18 protein-coding genes and 1 tRNA gene are annotated in these 20,368 nt (G+C 66.4%); 17 read left to right on the top strand and 2 right to left on the bottom strand.

The genetic code is table 11. The annotated features are described in order from the left end of the window. Positions 1 to 165 precede the first annotated feature (165 nt). The 5 genes from AC1RJ5_RS06040 (at position 166) to AC1RJ5_RS06060 (ending at position 8,119) form a co-directional block, all read left to right on the top strand. Positions 166 to 2,934 carry an ATP-binding protein gene (locus AC1RJ5_RS06040; RefSeq protein ID WP_493112260.1) on the top strand — a complete coding sequence of 923 codons (2,769 nt, stop codon included), beginning with the start codon at positions 166 to 168 and terminating at the stop codon, positions 2,932 to 2,934. 75 nt (positions 2,935 to 3,009) lie between these two features. Further along, on the top strand, positions 3,010 to 3,387 hold the full coding sequence (locus tag AC1RJ5_RS06045) for a BlaI/MecI/CopY family transcriptional regulator (RefSeq protein ID WP_493112262.1): 378 nt from the start codon (positions 3,010 to 3,012) through the stop codon (positions 3,385 to 3,387). A gap of 3 nt (positions 3,388 to 3,390) precedes the next feature. Continuing rightward, positions 3,391 to 5,001: a M56 family metallopeptidase gene (locus AC1RJ5_RS06050; RefSeq protein ID WP_493112264.1), complete on the top strand. Its 1,611-nt coding sequence runs from the start codon at positions 3,391 to 3,393 to the stop codon at positions 4,999 to 5,001. An 87-nt stretch (positions 5,002 to 5,088) separates the two neighbouring features. Continuing rightward, positions 5,089 to 6,033 (top strand): hypothetical protein, encoded by a 945-nt coding sequence (locus tag AC1RJ5_RS06055; RefSeq protein ID WP_493112266.1) that lies wholly within the window; start codon positions 5,089 to 5,091, stop codon positions 6,031 to 6,033. A 22-nt stretch (positions 6,034 to 6,055) separates the two neighbouring features. Continuing rightward, a complete protein-coding gene (locus AC1RJ5_RS06060; protein ID WP_493112268.1) occupies positions 6,056 to 8,119 on the top strand; it encodes a TonB-dependent receptor plug domain-containing protein in 2,064 nt (687 codons plus the stop codon). A 51-nt stretch (positions 8,120 to 8,170) separates the two neighbouring features. On the opposite strand, the gene AC1RJ5_RS06065 is transcribed toward AC1RJ5_RS06060, so the two are convergent. Both AC1RJ5_RS06065 and AC1RJ5_RS06070 read right to left on the bottom strand, forming a co-directional pair. After that, positions 8,171 to 9,490, bottom strand: coding sequence for an Nramp family divalent metal transporter (locus tag AC1RJ5_RS06065; RefSeq protein ID WP_493112270.1), 1,320 nt, complete (start codon positions 9,488 to 9,490; stop codon positions 8,171 to 8,173). A gap of 223 nt (positions 9,491 to 9,713) precedes the next feature. After that, positions 9,714 to 10,460 carry a siderophore-interacting protein gene (locus AC1RJ5_RS06070; RefSeq protein WP_493112272.1) on the bottom strand — a complete coding sequence of 249 codons (747 nt, stop codon included), beginning with the start codon at positions 10,458 to 10,460 and terminating at the stop codon, positions 9,714 to 9,716. A gap of 320 nt (positions 10,461 to 10,780) precedes the next feature. Here AC1RJ5_RS06070 and AC1RJ5_RS06075 point away from each other — a divergent pair, with 320 nt between their 5' ends. The 12 genes from AC1RJ5_RS06075 (at position 10,781) to AC1RJ5_RS06130 (ending at position 20,320) form a co-directional block, all read left to right on the top strand. Continuing rightward, a complete protein-coding gene (locus AC1RJ5_RS06075) occupies positions 10,781 to 11,557 on the top strand; it encodes an AraC family transcriptional regulator (RefSeq protein WP_269574674.1) in 777 nt (258 codons plus the stop codon). Positions 11,558 to 11,673: 116 nt separating this feature from the next. After that, the gene (locus AC1RJ5_RS06080; RefSeq protein WP_493112274.1) at positions 11,674 to 12,042 is read left to right on the top strand and encodes a YbaN family protein; all 369 of its coding nucleotides are present in this window, start codon (positions 11,674 to 11,676) and stop codon (positions 12,040 to 12,042) included. A gap of 46 nt (positions 12,043 to 12,088) precedes the next feature. Next, a tRNA-Thr gene (locus tag AC1RJ5_RS06085) sits at positions 12,089 to 12,164 on the top strand. Positions 12,165 to 12,424: 260 nt separating this feature from the next. Next, positions 12,425 to 13,345: a hypothetical protein gene (locus AC1RJ5_RS06090; protein WP_269574672.1), complete on the top strand. Its 921-nt coding sequence runs from the start codon at positions 12,425 to 12,427 to the stop codon at positions 13,343 to 13,345. A gap of 2 nt (positions 13,346 to 13,347) precedes the next feature. Continuing rightward, positions 13,348 to 14,241, top strand: coding sequence for a hypothetical protein (locus AC1RJ5_RS06095; protein ID WP_493112277.1), 894 nt, complete (start codon positions 13,348 to 13,350; stop codon positions 14,239 to 14,241). Positions 14,242 to 14,255: 14 nt separating this feature from the next. After that, positions 14,256 to 14,762 carry a hypothetical protein gene (locus AC1RJ5_RS06100; RefSeq protein WP_493112279.1) on the top strand — a complete coding sequence of 169 codons (507 nt, stop codon included), beginning with the start codon at positions 14,256 to 14,258 and terminating at the stop codon, positions 14,760 to 14,762. 292 nt (positions 14,763 to 15,054) lie between these two features. After that, on the top strand, positions 15,055 to 15,432 hold the full coding sequence (locus AC1RJ5_RS06105; protein ID WP_184168005.1) for a hypothetical protein: 378 nt from the start codon (positions 15,055 to 15,057) through the stop codon (positions 15,430 to 15,432). Beyond that, on the top strand, positions 15,429 to 16,847 hold the full coding sequence (locus AC1RJ5_RS06110; RefSeq protein WP_269574669.1) for a hypothetical protein: 1,419 nt from the start codon (positions 15,429 to 15,431) through the stop codon (positions 16,845 to 16,847). Before AC1RJ5_RS06105 ends, AC1RJ5_RS06110 begins: the two co-directional genes overlap by 4 nt. A 164-nt stretch (positions 16,848 to 17,011) precedes the next feature. After that, positions 17,012 to 17,401, top strand: a complete 390-nt coding sequence (locus AC1RJ5_RS06115; protein WP_269574668.1) for a hypothetical protein — start codon at positions 17,012 to 17,014, stop codon at positions 17,399 to 17,401. Positions 17,402 to 17,435: 34 nt separating this feature from the next. Next, positions 17,436 to 18,905: a hypothetical protein gene (locus AC1RJ5_RS06120; RefSeq protein ID WP_493112281.1), complete on the top strand. Its 1,470-nt coding sequence runs from the start codon at positions 17,436 to 17,438 to the stop codon at positions 18,903 to 18,905. Further along, entirely contained in the window at positions 18,902 to 19,915 is a 1,014-nt protein-coding gene (locus AC1RJ5_RS06125; protein WP_342248737.1) for a hypothetical protein, read from the top strand. Before AC1RJ5_RS06120 ends, AC1RJ5_RS06125 begins: the two co-directional genes overlap by 4 nt. Before the next feature lie 12 nt (positions 19,916 to 19,927). After that, entirely contained in the window at positions 19,928 to 20,320 is a 393-nt protein-coding gene (locus AC1RJ5_RS06130) for a hypothetical protein (protein ID WP_269574665.1), read from the top strand. The last annotated feature ends 48 nt before the right edge of the window (positions 20,321 to 20,368 follow it).

The following is a 20,368-nucleotide window of genomic DNA, read 5'->3' on the forward strand; positions in this document are numbered from 1 at the left end:
CACAAGGCCGGGGTGACGGCAGAAGGAAGGGGATAGCGCGCAGATGGAAATCGCCAAGGAAGCCCCTCGAACCGCCTGAACGCAAAGAATAACACCTAGGTAGGATTGAGGCGCATCCCCCCACGCGGCATGGAACACTCGACCATAGAGGGGTAATGGCAGAACGTGGCGGACGTGGATCAACAGCTTGGCGAACGCATCTGCTTCGGCCCCTTCGCGCTTTCTCCAGGCGCAAGGCTGCTGACGCGCGACGGCGCGCCGGTCGAGATCGGCGGGCGCTCCTTCGATCTGCTGGTGGTGCTCACCGAGCAGCCGGGCCGGGTCCTGTCCAAGCGCGAGCTCCTCAAGCGCGTCTGGTCCGATGTCGTGGTCGAGGACGGCAGCCTCCGCTTTCACATGGCCGGGCTGCGCAAGCTGCTCGGCGACGGCGTGGATGGCGCACGCTACATCGCTACCCAGGTCGGCGTCGGCTATGCCTTTGTCGCGCCGGTGGAGCGCCAGGGCATCGGCGGCACCCAGGCGCCGGAACCCGCTGTCGAAGCGCCCCGGCCCGGCACGGTGCTCAACCTGCCCGCGCGCCTTCCCCATCTGATCGGCCGCGAGCGCGATCTTGCCTTTCTGGAAACGCGCGCAGTCGACACGCCGGTCTTCAGCATCGTCGGCCCGGCGGGCGTCGGCAAGACGTCGCTCGCGATCGAGATCGGCCACCAGCTGGCGCCTGCCTTCGATGAGCGCGTGGCCTTCGTCGACTTCAGCATGCTGGAGAACCCCACCGTCGTTGCCTCGATGATTTCGGGCGCGATGGGCCTTTCGGCGCAGAGCGGCGATCCGCTGGCGGTGATCCTCGCCCATATCCGCGACCGCCCCTTCCTGCTGCTGCTCGACAATTGCGAGCACGTCATCATCCAGATCGCCGAGATCGTGGAGCGGATCGTCGAGGAAGCGCCCGGCGCGCGGGTGCTGGCGACCTCGCGCGAGCCGCTGCGCGTGCGCGGCGAGCATGTGTTGCGCCTCGATGCGCTCGCCTATCCCGAGGAGATCAGCGGGCTCAGCCGCACCGAACTCCTCGCCTTCCCCGCGGTCGAGCTGTTCTGCGAGCGCGCCGGCGCGGCCGACAGCACGCTCGTCATCGATGACGAAGCCGCCCGGCTGATCGCCGAGCTCTGCCAGCGCCTCGACGGCATGGCCCTGCCGATCGAGCTGGCCGCCGTCCGCGTCGCCACCCACGGCCTTGCCGCCACCGCGCGCCAGCTCGGGGACCGGTTCAGCCTGGGCTGGTCCGGCCGTCGCACCGCCCAGCCGCGCCAGCAGACGCTGCAGGCTACGCTCGACTGGAGCCACGACCTGCTCTCCGAAGCCGAGCGCGTTGTGCTCGAACGGCTCTCGGTATTCGTCGGCCCCTTCTCGATCGATGCCGCGCTGGCGGTCGCCGCCGATGCGGAGATCGGGTCGGATGCCGTCGCCGTCGCGCTCGACGAACTGGTCTCCAAGTCGCTGGTCGCGCCCGATCGCTCGCGCCGTACCGATACCTATCGCCTGCTCGAGATGACTCGTGCCCATGCCCGGGAAAAGCTGCGTGCCCGCGGACTGCCGCTTTATGCCGCGGCGGCGCGGCGACACGCCGCCTTCTTCCTTGCGGAACTCGAGGCGGTGGCGGAGCAGGACGAGGATGTCCTGCAGGACACCCGCCCGCTGCGCATGCAGCTCGGCAATATCCGCAGCGCGCTCGACTGGGCCTTCGGCCAGGAGGGCGATGCCCGGATCGCCTTCCGCCTCGCCGCCGCCAGCGCGCCCGTCTTCCTCAACCTGTCGCACATGATCGAATGCCGCACCTGGACTGCCCGGGCGCTCGCGGAGATCGACGACAGCCAGCGCGGCACCGCGACCGAACTCGAGCTCCAGGCCGCGCTCGGCATCACGCTGATGTTCACCCGCGGCAACAGCGAAGCGGCAGGCCATGCGCTTGTCCGTGCGCTGGAGATCGCCACCGCGCTCGACGATCGCTGGAACCAGCTGCGCCTACTTGGCCGGCTCCACATCTTCCATGAGCGGATCGGCGAATATGACATCGCCATGCGCCAGGCCGAGCGCGCCGTGGAAGTCGCCGAAGCGATCGGCGCGCCCGAGGCGATCGGCGTCGCCTATTCGCTCGCCGGCATCTCGCACCACCTGCACGGCGACCAGAAGCGCGCACGGCCGGCGCTCGAATTGTCGATTCGGCAGAGCCCGCCCTCGATCCGCAGCCGGACGATCCATTACGGCTTCGATCACCGCAACCGCTCGATCATCGCGCTGGCGCGCACCCTGTGGCTCGTCGGCGATACCGAGGGCGCGAACCGCCTCGCCCGCCAGGCGGTGGACGAAGCCACCCGGCTCAACCACGCGGTCACCCATTGCATCGCGCTGATCTGGTCGCTCTCGGTGCATCTCTGGATGGCGGACCTCGCGGCAGCGGAAGCCGATCTGGCCGCGTTCAATGAGTGCGCCGAGAACAATGCACTCGGCCCCTATGTCGCCGCGGCAGCCGGTTTCCGGGGCGAGCTTGCGATCCGGCGAGGCCAGACCGGCGAGGCGCTGGACATATTGCGCGACAGCCTCTCCCGCCTGCGCGCCGCCCGCTACGATCTGCTGACCACCACTTTCTCGATCGCGCTGGCACGCGGGCTGGTCCTCGAGGCGCGTTATCCCGAGGCGCTTGAGCTGATCGACGCGACGATCGTGCGCTGCACCGCCAATGGCGAGCGTGTCTCGCTGCCCGAATTGCTGCGCCTCAAGGCCGGCATTGCGGCGCGTTGCACGTCCGGCGCCGATGCCGGTCGGGCATTGCTGGAGGACGCGCTGGCCCTTGCCCGCACGCAGGGCGCGCTGGCCTGGGAACACGCGATTTCGGCCGATCTCGCGGCCTTGTCCGTTCCGTCAGGGGGCACCGGCTAGCTCCGGATTCAGATGGCGCTTGCATGCGCTACAATTGTAGCCTAGAACTACAAATGTAGCGTAGAGAGATTCGTCATGCTGAACAACTTGCCGCCCCGCGAACGCCAGATCGTCGACCTGCTCTACGAGCGTGGCGCGATGGCCGTGTCCGATGTCTGCGACGCCCTGCCCGACAAGCTGTCGGCCTCGGCGGTCCGCGCGATGCTGACCCGGCTCGAGCAGAAGGGCGCGGTCCAGCGCGAGCATAGCGACCGCGGCTTCCTGTTCTCGCCGACCATCGCGGAGAACAAGGCGAGCGTGAACGCGCTCGGCCATGTCGTGCGCACGTTCTTCAACGGCTCGACCACCCATGCCGCCAGCGCGCTGCTCGGCATGAGCGAGAAGCTCGACGACAACGAACTGGACGAGCTGGAAGCGATGATCGCCGCCGCCCGCGCCAAGAAGGGAGCCTGATCGATGACCGCCCTGCTCGGCCTTGTGCTCAAGTCGCTGGTGATCGCCGGCATCACCCTGCTCCTGCTCCGCCTCACCCGCAGCCGCTCCGCCGCCGAGCGCTCGCTGATCGCCCATCTCGGCCTGGCCGGGCTGGTGATCCTGCCAGTCGCGACCTTCATGCTGCCTTCGCTCAGCCTGCCGCTGCCCCAGGTGCTGCAGAGCCGGTTCGAGGCCCCCGCCACCAACATCGTACCCGAGCCGGTCACCCCGCGCGAGACGGTCACCACAACCGCTACGCCGCAGGTCAGTGCATCGGCCGAGCAGCCGGGCTTCACCCTGCCCCAGGGCTGGGAGCGCTTCGCCTATGCGCTGCCGGTCATCGCGCTGCTAATGCTAACCATTATCGCACTTCTCCGCCTCGTGCGCCTGCGCGCCGGTGCCGAAGTGCTGGTCGATCCGGTGTGGCTGAGCGCGCTCGCCCATGCCCAGCGCCGCATGGGGATGAAGAGCGGCACCGCGCTGCTGGTCAGCGACGCTTTGCCCTCGCCGATCTCCTGGGGCCTTGCCCGCCCGACCATCCTGCTCAGCGCCGATGCGCTGGCGGCGACCGACGAGGCCGAGGCGATCATCGCGCATGAGCTGGCGCACGTCTCCGCGCTCGACTGGGCCAAGCTGATGCTCGCCCGCATCGCCACTGCGATCCACTGGTTCAACCCCCTCGCCTGGCGCCTCGCCCGCGAAGCGCACCAGCTGCGCGAGGAAGCCGCCGACGACGCGGTGCTCGCCGCCAATATCGATGCGCCCGACTATGCCCAGCTGCTCGTCCGCGTCGCCCGGCACGAAGCCCGCGGCCTGCTGATCGGCGCGCACGGCGTCGCCCCCGGCAAGGGCAGCCTCAAGCGCCGCGTCGGCCGCGTGCTCGACGCCACCCTGCCGCGCGGCCGCGCCCAGGGCTCGTGGATCGCGGGCTTCGGCGCCGGCATGCTGGTGATGGCCGCCCCGCTCGCCGCGCTCACCGTCGGCGCCACCGAGCGCCGGGACGACACCATCGCCGCTGCCACGCCCCCCGCCACCCCGGCGGCCCCCAGCGTCGCCGCCCGCCCGGAAACCGTCGAACCGGCCTCGCCCGCCGCCCCGCACGCCGCCGCCACCCCGGCCGCGCCGCAGGACCACCGCGACGACCGCAAGCACAACGAGCTCGACACGATCATCGGCGCCAAGGCGCTGGGCGTGACCGGCGACTATATCGCCGAGCTCCGCCAGGCCGCGCCCCAGCTCGGCCCGCTCAGCCTCGACGACGCCAACGGCATGCGCGCCCTCGGCGTCACCCCGGAATATATCCGCGCGCTGCTCTCCACCGGCCTGCGCATCCGCTCGTACGACGATGTGATGGGTGCCCGCGCCGTCGGCGTGAACCCCGCCTATGTCCGCAGCATCATCGCGGCCGGCTATCACGGCGACATCGACGACTACATCGCCCTGGCCGGCATGGGCGTCACCGCCGACGATGTCCGCCGCCTGCACGCCGCCGGCATGAACGTCGACATGGACTCGCTCGCGCTGAGCAAGACGCTCAAGCGCGGCCCGAAGCCCCATCCGGATCCCCGGCCGGCCCCGGATCCCGACAACTAAGACGACCACCCCCAACCCGCCGAAGCGCTGACACCCCGGCCCGGGGTGAACGCCCCCGGCTTGCCTTCTTCACCCAGGAGAAATGTCATGCGCCGCACGATCATTGCCTTCGCTTCGCTTGCCCTGCTCGCCACCACCGCCATCGCCGGCGATCGCGCCCGCGATCCGGTCACCGCCTCCACCCCGATCGGCTTCAAGCTCCAGCTCGAGGCGGGCCGCGGCCATTTCCAGCTCAGCCTGACCATGGGCGAACGCCACAACATGAACACCAGCGTCTCGGGTAGCCAGATCGGCCTCGACACCCGGGCGCTGGAGGGAAACGGCCCGATCCGCTTCGCCATCGCCCGTGAACCCGGTCGCCTCGACTGCACCGGCGCTACCGAGCGCAAGGTCGCCATCGGCAGCTGCAGCTTCACGCCCGATGCCGAATTCGCCGGCTACCTCGCCAATCGCGGCATCGGCCGGCCGAGCTACCAGGAATCGCTCGATCTCACCCTGGTCGGCGCCAACAAGGAACTGGTCGAGGCGCTGGCCAGGGCCGACTATCCCAAGCCGACGATCGACGAGCTGACCGCGCTCTCCGCGCTGCAGGTCACCCCGGCCTATATCGCCGATCTCGCCCGCCAGGGCTTCCGCCCGGACAATCTCGACGACCTCACTGCCTTCGCCGCGCTCCGCATCGACGCCGACTATGCCGGCCGCATGCTCCGCGCCGGGCTCGGCAAGCTCAAGGCCGATGAGCTGATCCAGCTCAAGGCGCTCGACGTCTCGCCCGAATATCTCGCCGAGATGGCCGGGGCGGGCCTGCGCAACCTCTCCGCCGACGACGTCACCCAGCTCAAGGCGCTGAACGTCACCCCCGCCTTCGTCCGCGAGATGGCCGCGATGGGCTATCCGGACCTGCCGGCCGAGCGCCTCGTCGAGCTCAAGGCCGTCGGCGTCACCGCCGAGGATGTCCGCCACGCGCGCAAGATCGGCATCACCGATCCCACGCCCGAGCAGCTCGTCCAGATCCGCGTGCTCAAGCACTGATCGCCAGGAAAGCGCCCCAGTGATGCGTTTCGCAGCCCTTCTCCTTGCCGGCACCGCGCTCCTTCCCTCGAGCGCGGTCCGTGCCCAGACCGCCGTGCCGCCTGCAACCGGCACGGCGGCCGCCAAGCAATCCTTCACGCCGGAGGACTTCGCCCGCTTCGCCCCGCGCACTGCCTATGACATGCTGGTCCAGCTTCCCGGCTTCACCATCCGCAGCGCGGACCAGGAGCGTGGTCTCGGCCAGGCATCGGAGAATGTGCTGATCAACGGCACCCGCATCGCCAACAAGACCGGCGGCGCGATCGCCGAGCTCCAGCGGGTTGCCGCCGGCAATGTCGAGCGGATCGAGATCGTCGATGCCTCCACCCTCGGCATCGCCGGCCTCTCGGGTCAGGTCGCCAACATCATCCTCAAGAACGCGCGCAAGGCCGGCGGCCAGTTCGAATGGAAGCCCGATTTCCGCGCCCATTATTCGCGGCCCAACCTGTTCCGCGGCAATATCAGCTACACCGGCAAGACCGGCGCGGTCGATTACACCCTGTCGCTCGAGGACCAGGCCGGCCGCGGCGCGATCGGCGGGCCCGAGCTGTTCTACGCCGCCGACGGGTCGCTGATCGAGCGGCGCGAGGAAGTCTTCCACCAGGAATCGGACACGGTCACCGCCAAGCTCCGCCTGGCGATCGACGGCCCCGGCACGTCCAAGGGCAATCTCGTCCTCGGCTATTCGCCCTATTGGAACCCGGTCTATGACTTCGAGCAGCGCTTCCGCGCCGACGGAAACGACGGCACCCGCCTGCGCCGCCAGCGGCTCAACGGCTGGTTCTACGACGTCAACGCCGATTATGAGTTCGCGCTCGGGCCGGGCCGCTTCAAGATCATCGGCCTGCGCCATTTCGATCACGAGCCGGTGATCTCCACCCAGATCGACAGCTTCGCCAGCGGCGCGCCCGACCAGGGCACCCGCTTCACCCGCAACTCGCACATCACCGAGACGATCGCCCGCGCCGAATATGGCTGGAAGATGGGCAAGGCCGACTGGCAGGTCTCGCTCGAGCGCGCGGTCAACGGGCTCGACCAGCGCGGCGCGCTCGCCACGCTGAACCCGCAGGGCGATTTCATCCCCGTTCCCTTCCCCGGCGGCAGCGGCATCGTCCGCGAGGTCCGGCATGAGGGGATGGTCACCTATAGCCGGGCGCTAGGCGCCAAGCTCAGCCTGCAGGTCGCCGGCGGCGGCGAGACCAGCGTGCTCGAGCGCGTCGATGGCGATCTGTCCGCGCGGCGCTTCTTCCGCCCCAAGGGCAGCGTCACGCTCGGCTGGAAGCCCGATGCCGCCTGGGACCTCAGCCTCAAGGTCCGCCGCCGCGTCGGCCAGATCAGCTTCTATGATTTCCTCGCCCAGCCCAATCTCAAGTCCGAGCGCCAGAATGCCGGCAATCCCGATCTCGTCCCGCCGCAGAGCTGGGAAGCCGAGATGGAAGTCGGCCGCACGCTGGGCGCGGCGGGCAAGACCCGGCTGCGCGCCTATTATCACCGGATCGACGACATCATCGATATCGTCCCGATCGGCGCGGACGACGAAGGCGTCGGCAACCTGCCCCGCGCCACCCGGATGGGGCTGGTCAGCACCAGCACGATCCAGTTCGCCCCGCTCGGCCTGCCCGGCGCCAAGCTCGACGCGACCGTCGGCATCGAGCGTGCCCGCGTCCGCGATCCGCTCACCGGCCAGATGCGCACGATCAGCGGCACCCAGGATCGCTGGGCGGAACTCAACTTCCGCCACGACATCCCGAAGAGCGCGCTGGCCTGGGGCGTCGACGCCAGCTTCTATCACTATTCGCCGTACTATTACCTGACCGAAGTGAACCAGGAGAATGAGGGGCCGTGGTTCGTCAACGTCTTCGCCGAGCACAAGAATGTGCTCGGCCTGACGGTCCGCGCCACGGTCGGCAACATCTTCAGCGCCCGCCATTATTACGACCGCGAAGTCTATGCCGGCCGCCGCACCACCAATCCGCTGGTCTTCCGCCAGTCGAACAACCAGCTGATCGGCCCGATCTTCACCTTCAAGATCAGCGGGAGTTTCTGAAACCTACTTTCCCCTCCCTGCAAGGGAGGGGAGCAAGAAGGGTTCCAGCCCTCACCCAAACCACCGCGAAACCAGCCACAGATTCGCCCCGGCGATCAGCCCGAACAGCCCCCAGGCAATCACCTTCACCACCACCCCGTTGGCGAACTCGCCCATCACGGTGCGATCGCTGGTGAAGCGGATCAGCGGCCAGATCGCGAAGGGCAGCTGGAGCGAGAGCACCACTTGGGTCAGCACCAGCAGCTTGCCCACGCCGCCCTCGCCCATCCACACCACGCCGATCAGTGCCGGGATCAGCGCCAGCCCGCGCGTGATGATCCGGCGCAGCCAGCACGGGATGCTCAGGTTCAGGAAGCCCTCCAGGATCACCTGCCCGGCGATCGTTCCGGTAAAGGTCGCGCTCTGCCCCGATGCGAATAGCGCGATGCCGAACAGCAGGGCGGCAGCCGCAGCACCCGTCAGCGGCTCGAGCAGCCGATAGGCATCGTCGATCTCCGCCACGCCGGTATAGCCATTGGCATGGAAGGTCGCGGCCGACAGCGCCAGGATCGCGCCGTTCACCAAGGTCGCCAGGAACAGCGCCACCACGATGTCGATCGTCGCGAAGCGGATCGCCTCGCGCGTCGCCGGCACGCTGGCCCCGGTCACCCGCGTCTGCACCACCGAGCTGTGTAGATAGAGGTTATGCGGCATCACCGTCGCGCCGAGGATGCCGACCGCGAGGTAGAGCGCATGCGGATCGGCGAAGATCGCGGCCTTGGGCACGGCGCCGTGCAGCAGCCCCGCGAAGCTGGGCCCCACGATCGCGAGCTGCACCGCGAAGCAGATCGCGATCGTCGAGATCAACCCCAGTACGATCGCCTCGAGCTGGCGGAAGCCCTGCCCCTTGAGGCCCAGCACGATCACCGTGTCGAGCCCGGTCAGCAGCACGCCCAGCCATAACGGCACGCCGAGCAGCAGGTTGAACGCCAGCGCCGAACCCAGCACCTCGGCAACGTCGGTGGCGATGATCGCCAGCTCGGCGAGCAGCCACAGCGTCCGCGTCGTCGCCAGGCTGTAGCGTTCACGCGCCATCTGGGCGAGGTCGCGCCGGGCGACCAGGCCCAGCCGCATCGCCAGCCATTGCAGCAGCATCGCCGCGACACCGCACAGCAGCACGACGAACAGCAGATCATAGCCGTAGCGCGAACCCGCCTCGATATCGGTCGCCCAGTTGCCCGGGTCCATATAGCCGACCGCGACGAGCAGCCCCGGCCCGCCCGAGCGCAACAGCTTGCGCCAGCCCGGCAGCCCGGCAGGCACCGCGACGCTCCCCTGCACTTCGGCGGGGCAGAAGGGTGCGGTGGCGACGCGGGGAAGCGAGATGCGCATCGCCGTTTCCTAGCGCGCAGGCATGGGCTCGCCCACCGCCAAAGCGCTGCCGCTACCCCCAACCAAGGTAGTATGGCGGCCACCCGTGCGGGGGTGCATATCGGCCAGGCAGGTCATCGCCGAAACGCCCCCCACCGGCGCTGGCCTACAACAAAGCTTCCGCCCCCTTTGGAAGCCGCGGGAGCGCCCACCCCCCTCCGGGCGCTCCCGCACTTTCCCAGCCTCAGTCGAGCCCGGTCTTGCCCGGCGCCCAATAGGCCTTGGTCGCGATCCGCGCCGCCGGCACGCCCAGTCGCTTGAGCGCCTGGCGCAGCCGCTGGATCGTCCCCGCCTTGCCGGTCAGCACGAAGCTGGCGCCGCTCGCCGCCAGCGCTTCTAGCCGCGCTTCCATCTCAGCGAGATGGGCGTCGTCCGCCGAGCGTTCGAACAGCGAGACGCGCTCCAGCCCCAGCTGCTCGGCCACCCGGCAGCTCGCCTCGACATCGCCGACCTCGAAATAGCTCGCCACCGTCCGCGCGCGATCCTGCCAGGCGAGCGCATAGCCCAGGCCGATCGACGTCTCGTCGCCGAACAGCGCCAGCGGACCCGTCAGCCGACCGGTATCCAGCGAGGCGCGCGGCCCGAAGATGTCGCAGCTGTCGCCCGGCGCGGCGTCGCGCACCCAGGCGCTGCCAGGCCCCTCGCCGTGCGTGTATCCCAGGATGCATACGCGTCCCGTTTCGGTGTTCCATTCGATGGGCGTATAGGTGCGCGCGGTGAAGGCCGATCCCATCGCGATCTGGATCTTCTGCCCCGCGGTCCAGGCCACGCCCTTGAGCGCCGGCCCTTCGAGGGTGATCAGCGCGAAGCCCTCGCCCAGACGCTCGCTGGCGGTGATGGTTGCACGCTTCATCAGCAGGCGGATCAGCGCCTGGCTGATCCGGCCGGGGGCCTTGGTGCCGGGGCGTTCGGGGGATTCCATCGGCAGCATCACGACGTCCTCATCTCTTGCGCGGAGCGTTCCGTCCCCCGTTGCTTGCGCAGGACGCGGGATCACGAATTTCATAGCCATGGCAGCGGGTTACAGCGCCGAACCGGGCTCGTCGCCGCGCCGTTCCGGCGCCGCGTGCAAACATCGGCGTCCGGAACGTCCAGTCCGTCAACTTTCCCGCCGCGACCGGCTGGTTCGCTTGGAATAATCGGTTGGACTCATGGCGTCACTGCGAAGTATGGACAGAATATTATCCGATTCAGCCAATCTGGCCGGAGCCCCGCATGCCCATATTGCGCAACCTTGGTGCTAAACAGGATATGGAGGATCCAGACGCGGTGCCGCGTCCGGTGGTCACCTATGGCTTCATCACCGACGACTTCGGCAGCTTCGAGCTGGACCTCCACCGGCACGAGAAGGGCCAGATCATCCTGGCCCAGCGGGGGGCTCTGAGCTGCGAGGTCGAGGGCGGGCTGTGGATCGTCCCGCCCCGCAGCGCCATCTGGATCCCGGGCGGCGCCCTCCATTCGATCAAGGCCTCGGGCGCGCTGGAGGGTTATAACGCCTTTGTCTCGCCGGAGGTCGATGCCGGCCTCCCCCAGGGCTGCTGCGCCCTCGCCGCCACGCCCCTGCTCCGCGAGCTGATGGCTCGCGCCGCCACCCTGCCCGAGCTCTATGAGGAGACCGGCGCCAATACCCGGCTGATCGCCGTCCTGGTCGACGAGATCGCCTCCGCCCGGGTCGAGGACCTGCACCTGCCGATGCCCGCCGATGCCCGCCTGCGCCGGGTCGCGGATCTGATGATCGCGGCGCCGGCCGAGCGCGGCACCATCGATGCCTGGGCCCGCCGTGCCGGCCTGAGCGAGCGCACCCTCGCCCGGCTGATCCTGCGCGAGACGGGCATGAGCTTCAGCCGCTGGCGCCAGCAGCTGGGCGTCATGCTCGCGGTCAAGTGGCTCGCCGCCGGCGCCTCGATTCAACAGGTTGCGGGCGACCTTGGCTATGAGAGCGTGCCCAGCTTCGTCACCATGTTCCGCAAGGCGCTGGGCACGTCGCCCGGCCGCTACATGGCCGAGCGCCATGCCGCGCACCATTGATCCCCATCGGGCCCGCTGGCACAAACCCCGCCGGTACCAGGGAGAAATCATGACCGCCGCCGCGCCCGCCCGGGTCGTTCGCCATCCCGCCTGAGCCACGCCTCGCCAGCCGCGCGGTGCGCCTGTTCTGGGTCGCGCTGGGCTGTTTCTTCGTCGCGCTCGGGGTGATCGGCGCGCTGCTGCCGGTGATGCCGACCACGATCTTCCTGATCCTCGCCGCCGGCTGCTTCGCCCGCGGATCCGAGCGGCTGGAGGCCTGGCTTCTCGACCATCCCAGGGTCGGCCCGCCGATCCGCCAGTGGCGCGAACAGGGCGCGATCCCGCGCAAGGGCAAGATCGCCGCCTGCGCCGGCATCGCCTTCGGCTACGGCGTCTTCTGGCTCACTGCCCGCCCCCATTTGCCCCTCGCGCTGGGCGCGGCGCTGGGCATGGCGGCCTGCGCGCTGTGGATCGTCACCCGCCCGGCACCGGTCGGCCCGGCCTAGTTCGGCCTTGACCGGCCGCCCGAAGCCGATCAAGGGCAGGCCCGTCGCCGGGTTAGCTCAGCTGGTAGAGCAGCGGTTTTGTAAACCGAAGGTCACGGGTTCGATCCCTGTACTCGGCACCACCGCCCTTTGATCGCTCAGGGCAGTATTGTCTTCAATCGCGCTGCAGGTTGCCTTGCACCCGGCTGATGGCCGGCTCCCGCCATGGCGCGCCCATTGGAAACGACGCCCCCGAGACAAACCGCAAATCATCCATTTTGGATTGATTGTAAAATCATAACCCACTGTGAATTCTACCCAATAAATACTCCCGCCACCCTTGACGAATCTGCACAACTTCGAAGACAATTAATGCAACAGCCAGTGCATTCGGGGGGATGCCGTGCGAGCAATAATTGCAGTTTCACTGATTTCTTGTGCTTTACCTATCGCAGCCGCGGCCCAGCAGAATGGAAATACCGAAGCGATTCAGAAAGTAGTCGAAGGTCACCCGACCTTTGCCCGCTATGTTAATCCACTTTGCAACAAGCGCGCGAAACCCGTGCTTACAACTGCCGCGGAGCAGAGCTTTGCGCGCCTCGGCGAACTGAATAGCGCAAGCACTTCGTTCATCGCCGAAATACGGCAATGCCTCAAAAAGGCGCCCATCCAGCTCCAGGCCGCGGGGATATTCGACAGAGTCGATGTCGAGGGCGCCATTACAACTGCCGGCAGGATCGGCGGCGGCATATTCTATTATGCCAAGGCACCGGATGAGGACGCCACGTCCCGCGTATCCACATTTGGCATCCGCTTGTCCGGCTATGCCGGATGGGAAGATTTCGACATTCCGTCAGTGACTTCGGGCGGCCCCGTGCAACATCGTCGCGGCAAGCGCGCGGCCAAGATCGCGGAGACGAGCCTGATCTACACGATCCAGGATCTGACCGGCGACAGCAAGTTCCCGCTCTTTCCTCTCGGGGCAGCCACGATCCACGTGACCGGCAGCTACATCGACAAGCGCACACCGATGGCCAATGTGCCGGCCTATCTCAACGAAGGCTTTTTCGACCTGAATGCCGGCGTGTCGCTCGATCAGTTCCTCGACCACGATCCCTTTGGCAGCAAGCTGAATTACTTCGTCGGCTACGAGCATATCTTCAACCGCAACTATGCGGTGCGCGATATCGGCGCGGTCAGGGTGCAATGGCGGCCGCAGAAGAACCCCGCCTTCGACAATCCCGATGTGCTCGCGGTTCACGTACAATACCGCTTCGGAAAGGACTATCGCGGCATTAGCGCCGGCCTCTCCAAGAGCTTCTGAGGATGAGCGAGCTCTTCTCCGCCGAACAGGCCCGCAAATGTCCGGTAGCAGGGTTCGCATACGCCTCGATCGCGTTGCTCGCGGGCGCGGCTGGCATCTACATGAACAACCCGAAGGAGGAGCAACCGCTCCTGGGAGCAGCCATCGTGCTCTTCATCCTCTTCACGCTCTGGTTTCTTAGCTGGGACAGCCGCGCAAGGCGGGCAGCAGGCACACCTTCCATCGACGCGAGCGGGCATCTGGTGGCCCGCAATCCGGTTCAGATCTTCCTCATCTGCCTCCTCCTGTCGGGCTGCACGATCACGATCAATCTGTACGGCACCAAATATATGGGCTCCAAAACCGGAACCCCGCCGGGCCAGCCCCCCGCGCCCACCGAAACGCCGCCTCCCACGCCCATGCCAAGCGCATCGGGCATGGCGGTCGACGACAAGGCGGAACCCCGCCCCGCCGGCCCGGCGCCAAAGATGAGCGCCCCCAGCATCGCGCGCGCTTCGCAACCGCCCGCCGGGGAGCTCAGCCTGACGCAGAAATTCTTCCCTGGTGTCGGCCGGATACTCGGCACCGACCAACCGGCGCCCGTGGAGCCAAAACCGGCCCCGGAGCCGAGCCAACCGGCGGCAGCGGGTACGATCTGGGTTCTCGTCGGCGACAAGATGCGCGCGTCCCACTATGACAGCGACATGCGCGCCCTGGCCGCATTCGACAGCCTCGCCGAAGTCCAGCGCGCGAAAGAAGGGCGCCGGGCTTTCTCGACCACAGGCCTGACCGCCCGCAGCTGCGCCCCACAGCAATCCATCGAGGCGTGCACGCCGCGATCGCCGCTCCCGGGGAAGCACCAGGCCACCGATTTCAAGGTCGCCGCCAATGGCGGCGTATGGGTTCAGATCGACTAGCAGGAGACATTGTGATGAGGTTGGCCCTGGTCCCGTTTGCGCTCGCGCTCTGCGCTCCCGCCCCGGTGGCGGCGGAGCAGGATTACCCAAAGCATGTCTGCCTCTCGACCAAGGCCTATGGCCAGGTGCAGGGCTTCGGCAACTTCATCTTTTCCGGCCGCGTATCCGGCAGCGGCACGGCGGGAAGCTACGGCTATTGGGTTGTTGCGATCGACGCCGGGGAAGCTGCCTGGGCGCAGAGTGGCGGCGGCGTGCGCGGTCAGACGGGTGACGTTCGCTTCGGGGTCTATAATGGCTCGGCCTATCCGCTCAGCTTCGTCGTGATCGAGGTCCCGAACGAAGGCCAATATAGCGATCTGCGCCTGCGCGCGCGTACGGGTGATCCATTGACGGTAAGCGACGGAAAGGTCGGCCCGTACCGGATAATGTCCCGCCTCAACGACTGCACCTTCGATCTGTCGTCCTCGGACCTGGCCACGGCCGTGCCGACGGTGACGTCCAATCGATGCACTTGTCCGTGACACCGGGATGACGGGTGCGCGGAATGCTCGAGCAATATCCGAACACCCACAACAGCTCCCTTAAAAATGAAGCAAACTAATAATATATTCTCAAATCCTCACATGACTAACACAACGATCCGAAAATAAATCATCCAGTGTAAATTTAATAACCACAGAATCGGATCAATTATTACACGCAGATCGACTCGACCGAAACTATACACTCGATTACCATGGCGGGAGGACGGGGATCGCGTGACGCCGGGGAGACGTCAGCCCATCGCCTCGTTCTCCGAAAGGGGGGACCATCATGGCCGGGATCCACATATCGAACCGGCGTGCGCTGAAGAAGCTCGAGCGCGCGCATGGCGGCGAAACGCACAAGGCCAATATCATGCTGGCCAAGGTGGGCTTCGACTATTTCGAGAAGCTGGAAGCCGTGCGGAGAGCGACAAACCTGCCACTCGAAAATGGCTTTGGCCCTTCACCGCATAATCCTGCCGGCGTGCTCGGCACGACCTATCGCAAGGACGTGAACACGCTTCCACTCTATTTCGTGGAGGTGGCCCAGGCACTGAGCGCCACGAGCCAATACAGCTTCGATCCCAATGCCATTCCGGTCGCCGCGGCGATCAAGGAGACCTTGTCGGCCTTCCAGGTTCGCATCTTCAAGCTGGCCAAGCCGTGAGGCGCGCCCGGCTTTCGGCATCGGCCGCCGCTTCGCTCGCACTCGCAAGCCAGGCCTATGCGGCGAATCCGCTGCACAAGGATGTCTGCATCCTGGATCCGGTCACGCAGCGCCAGGTGCTGGACCGCGAGAAGCTCGCGCTCTTCGTCCTCAAGGACAAGGGTATCGGCTGGCAATTCGGGCAATGGGCGCAGGCCCAGGCCACCGCGGAAGAAGCCGCCCTCGCGGCAGCTCTGCCGCCGGGAACCACGGCCCCGCCTTCGGCCCGCCCCTCGCTCGCCGTCCGCATACTCCTGTGCAACGCGATCACCGACTGCAACTTCGACGGCAGCGACAAGCTGATCGCGGCGCAGTTCCAGATTTCGGATATCCTGGGCGACAAGAGCGGCAGCTTCTCCAATCCGCGACATGCCAAGATCGGGGAATTCTACAGCGACCCTTCAATCGTCGTGGAATGCGTGGAGCGTTCGCCGGGAAGGCCGGTCGAGATCGCCGGCAGCGCACCGCCGCCGCCGGAGTTCAATCTTCCGTTGAAGCTGCGCGGCAACACCGATTCCCTGATGTTCCTGCGCGGGCAGCCCGACTTCAAGGCTGCCGAGAAGGTGAATGTGAGTTTCACCGATGACGGGATCGCCAGCAAGAAATCCGTCAAGCTGGTCGGCGTGCTGGGATGGGCCTTTCCCTTGATCGAAGGCGCGCCGGTGGCACCCGCCGACGATCCGCGCCCCCATCCGCCTGCCTATGCCAATCTCGAGTTGATCCCCTATGCCGGGATCAACCACGACTTGTCGCGCGTGACTGGCCAGGCCCGGAAAGTCACCTCCAAGGACTGGCGCCTGGGAGCCGTCCTGATCGGACGCCAGAGTTCCAGTTTCGGCTCCGGCGACAAAGCCGGCTGGTCCCTGATGCACGTCATGGAGATGCGCCCGGAGCTGCTCTTCGACGACGTCAACCATGCCCAGATCGCCAGCGTCAATCTTCGCTATATGCCGGTTGCGAGCGAGATCTTCGGACTCCCGGTCGGTCTCAATGCCTATCGGCGTATCGTCCCCAGCCGGGAATATTTCTTCTCCTATCGCCCGATCTTCGACATTCGCTTCAACAACGGCACCTTCACGAAGCAGGGGGATCGGCCCGATCTTCAGGCGCAGGATTTCAGCCGTATCGGCACCCAGTTCGGTTTCGCGATCAGCCACGACAATTTCCGCTTCCCGATCGATCTGACCGTCACCGAAACCTATATGCACGCATTGTCGGGCTATCCCCGGGACCTGTCGCAATTCCGGTCCGTGCTCTCCCTGAGCTTCGACACGAACAATTATTTCGGCCTCGACCTCAGCTATGTGAAAGGCAAGCGGGAAGACCTGCTTGCCCGCGAGGAGAAATGGAGTGTGGCCTTCACTGCCCGCTACTAGGACAGCTTCCGTCGCCAGCACGCCATAATAACGCCTGCGCCGGGAATGCCCTGAGAACAGACGCATGGAATTGGCCCCATTCCAGAACAACCTGCTGCACGGCTATTGCATGACATCCCGCGGGCGAACATCATGCACTTCAAGCTTGAACGAGCGGGGGCCACATGGATGTAGTTGTGCTGGCGGGAGCCGCGGTTGCGGTGATATTGCCCTTCCTTGGGCAGGTGACAGGCGGCGTCGCGGGAAAACTGGGCGAGAAGGCAGTGGAGACTGGCGGGCAATTGGTCGCCTGGATCCGCACGAAAGCCAGTGGCGATACCGTGGCAGCGCTCGAGCATCTGGAAGCAGCTCCCGACGATCCCGCCCTTCGCAAGAATCTGGAAACCGCCCTCACCCGCCAGCTTGAGGCCGCGCCTGTCGACGCCGCGGAGCTGGAGGCGCTTCTCAGAGTCTACCAGGTCACGATCGACAATCGCGGTGCGGTAAGCAATTCGGGCACCATGACCGGCGTGGTCACCAACTCCAGCAACGTATCCGTTCAGATCGGAAACTGAAGCCGCGACATCGGCCGCGTGCCGGGGGTGATCCATGAAGAATTCCGATGCCCCCGCCGGAACGTCGGCGAGTGCGGCGAAACATGGCGGCGGCGAACCGGACAATGTCGCGCAGCTCATCGACGCCATCCAGCCCTTCCTGTCAGGTGCAGAGAGGCAGGGCGCGCTCCCGCAGGGCGCGTCGATCATCATCAATTTCCACAATCAGGGTGGCATCTACAATACGGGTACCGCGCAGGGGATCGTCCTGGGCTCATCGGACGTAGACCTGACCCTCGGCCAGCGATCGGATCGAAAGGACGCCCCGGCCGCCGCGCAGGAAGCGGATCTCGACACCTGGTTCGACACCGATCTCGAGCCGCGGGAGCGCTGTCTCACCCTTGCCGTCGCCTTCCTGCCGGGTGCGTCCTTTACGGCGATACTCGATGCCTGCGACCGGCTCGCGACGGCCCTTCTTCCCGATGCGCAACGCGCCGGCGCGGGAGGATTCGGCAAATCGCGCTCGGCCCAGCTGCGCCGGATCCAGGCCGTCGTTGAGGACGGAGACGCCGGGGAACAGGTCCGTTTCGCCGAGGCCGAGCGCTACGATCTGATCCGGCGATATATCTGGGAGGAACGGACCGACATACGCGGCCGCCTGGTCCAATGGATGGCTGAACTGGCACGCGAGGGAGACACCCGAACCGCCTTGGCCTTGGGCGTGGGCGTGGGCGCCTGCGCAAGCTTCGCGTTCGCGAGCATGTTCGATTCGATCCTGATGCCCTGGGTTCGGAAGCCCATGGAGCAGTCGCTGCTCGCCACCGGCGAAGCGCTTGGCGTGGCCGTGCAGACCTCACCGCGATCGAAGGAGCAGATCGTTCGCCGGTTGCAGGAATGGGCAGGCGCCGGAGCGACGGACGAGGAACGGATCCGGGCAATCCGGCTTTGCGCTTCGTCATGGGGCGCGATCGAGCTCGACGAGGCGCTCGCCCTTCTGCACCGCGCGGAGAGCCTGGCCCCGCACCGTCTCTTCGAACCTGTCCAGCGCGCGATCGACTTCTACTGGGCATGGGCCTCGCTGGTCCCGGATACCGCCGCACGGATCGCCGAACAGTTGGCAAAGGGGCTGGAACGCTGGGATAACGGCGATCGCCAGTCGGTGGTCTGCATCCTTCCGATGGTCCACCTCGCCCACGCGATCCACGCGGAGACGGGCTATCTCAAGGACGAGCAGGCCAGCACGGCCCCGCTATTGCTGCGACGCCCCTTTCGGGATTCAGGTGGCCTGGAAGCGGTTGCCCCCTGGCTCGAGCGCGGCGTTCGGAACCGCCACACCAGAGGCTTTGTCCGGTCGGTTCTCGAAAGCCTGCTGGAGCGCGCGCGCGAACTCGGTCTGCGGGACGACTTCGCCATGGTCGCCACCGCGATGCTTAACGCCGCGACGGATGAGGATGGTCGCGCGCGCATCCGCTATTTTGCCGAAAGCTGGAAGATCACGCTTGGCCAACAGGATCGGGGGACATGAATATGAGTTCCGAAGACTCGCTGCTCGTCGATCGCGGCCAGAAGCTGCCGGAAGCCAGGGTGGGCTGGGCGCTGATCGCCATCGGCAAGGGAACGCCCAAACGGATCACGGACTATCGCCTCTCGATCAGCGAGAAGCTGCTAGCTCGATACAGCTTTGTCGAGGTCGACACTTCAGACAAGATCTTCGAAGAGAAAATGAAGCTGCCGACCTGGACGCCGGGGCTTCATTATATCGCTGAGCTGACGGTTGAGTATCGGGTCGAAGACCCCGTCGTCGCGGCACAACGGGGCACAAGGCTGATCTGGCCGAGAATCCGCTCGACCGTGCTGGCCAAGCTGTCCGAGGCGAGCCAGCTGGCACCCGAACGGCCGGCGGCCGCCCCGGACGCCAAGCCGCCGGCCCGCAGGAAAGGCCGGGCCGTGGCCGTGAACAACTCGGAAAAGGCAGCCCCCGCAAGCGAGAGCCATGCCACGCTTCAGCTCGGCGATCTGAGCAACGCGCAGCAAAAGGTCAACGCGGCGTGCGCGCACTTGCTGTCCACCGATCCCCTGCTGGACCGCGGGATCACGTTGCTCGCCCTGAGCGCGACGCTGAGCCTGGAAGGCGAGGCGGCAAAGCACGCCGGTACGATTGGCATGACCGGATTGCGGATCGCAGCGCAGGATGCCGAGCATGCGGTGGAGGAGGAACTCCGGAAGAAGAAGGAAGTCCTGCTGTCCAAGGGCGTTCGCGGGATCTTCGCCGAAGCGTTGCGCACCACACCGAACATGCTCAGCAACCTGCTGGAGCAGCTGTCGAGCCTGGAGCGCGAACGGTATGGAAACGAGCTCTCGATCATGCGCGAGCTATTTGCCCAAGGGCATCTGGAGGGCCACCACCTCCCACCGGACGTCCGCGACGAATTCCTGAAGAGCGTGCTCAACAAGGCATCCCTGGGCGAAATTCTCATGCTCGGCGAGGCGGCGAAAGGCACCGTCGCCTCGATCGAAGACAAATCCGCAAGCTGATCGGTAGGCCCGTTGTTCAACTGGATCGCAGACCTTGCGCTGGCCCTGGACTTCCCCTTGGGGTTCCTCCTTCTGTGCGCGGCCTTGGGCGGTGCGCTATGGCTGGGCATTGGGCTGGCCAGGCGAGGCTATCTCCACGCCAGCTATTATGTGATCACCTGGCAGCGTGAGCGCGGCATGGCGCCTGTCCAGCTCCAATATGATCTCGAACAATTGGTGGATGGCGCGCCCAGGGTCGTCAGAGCGGTTCTGCGCATCCTCGCGATCCTGCTCGTCTTCGGGCTGATACTCCATCTGCTGCGCGAATATCTGCCATTCGCGTTCCTGCAACGCCTGGAACTCGTGCTGTCAGGCAGCGCAGAAACCGTCTTCCGTCAACTGACCGGAACGCCGACCACCGGCTGACGGCGGGTGCCGATGTGCCTCGCCGATCTGGTCCTCGCACGCAGCACC

The sequence above is a fragment of the Sphingomonas sp. GW822-FHT03G08 genome (genome assembly GCF_058801135.1).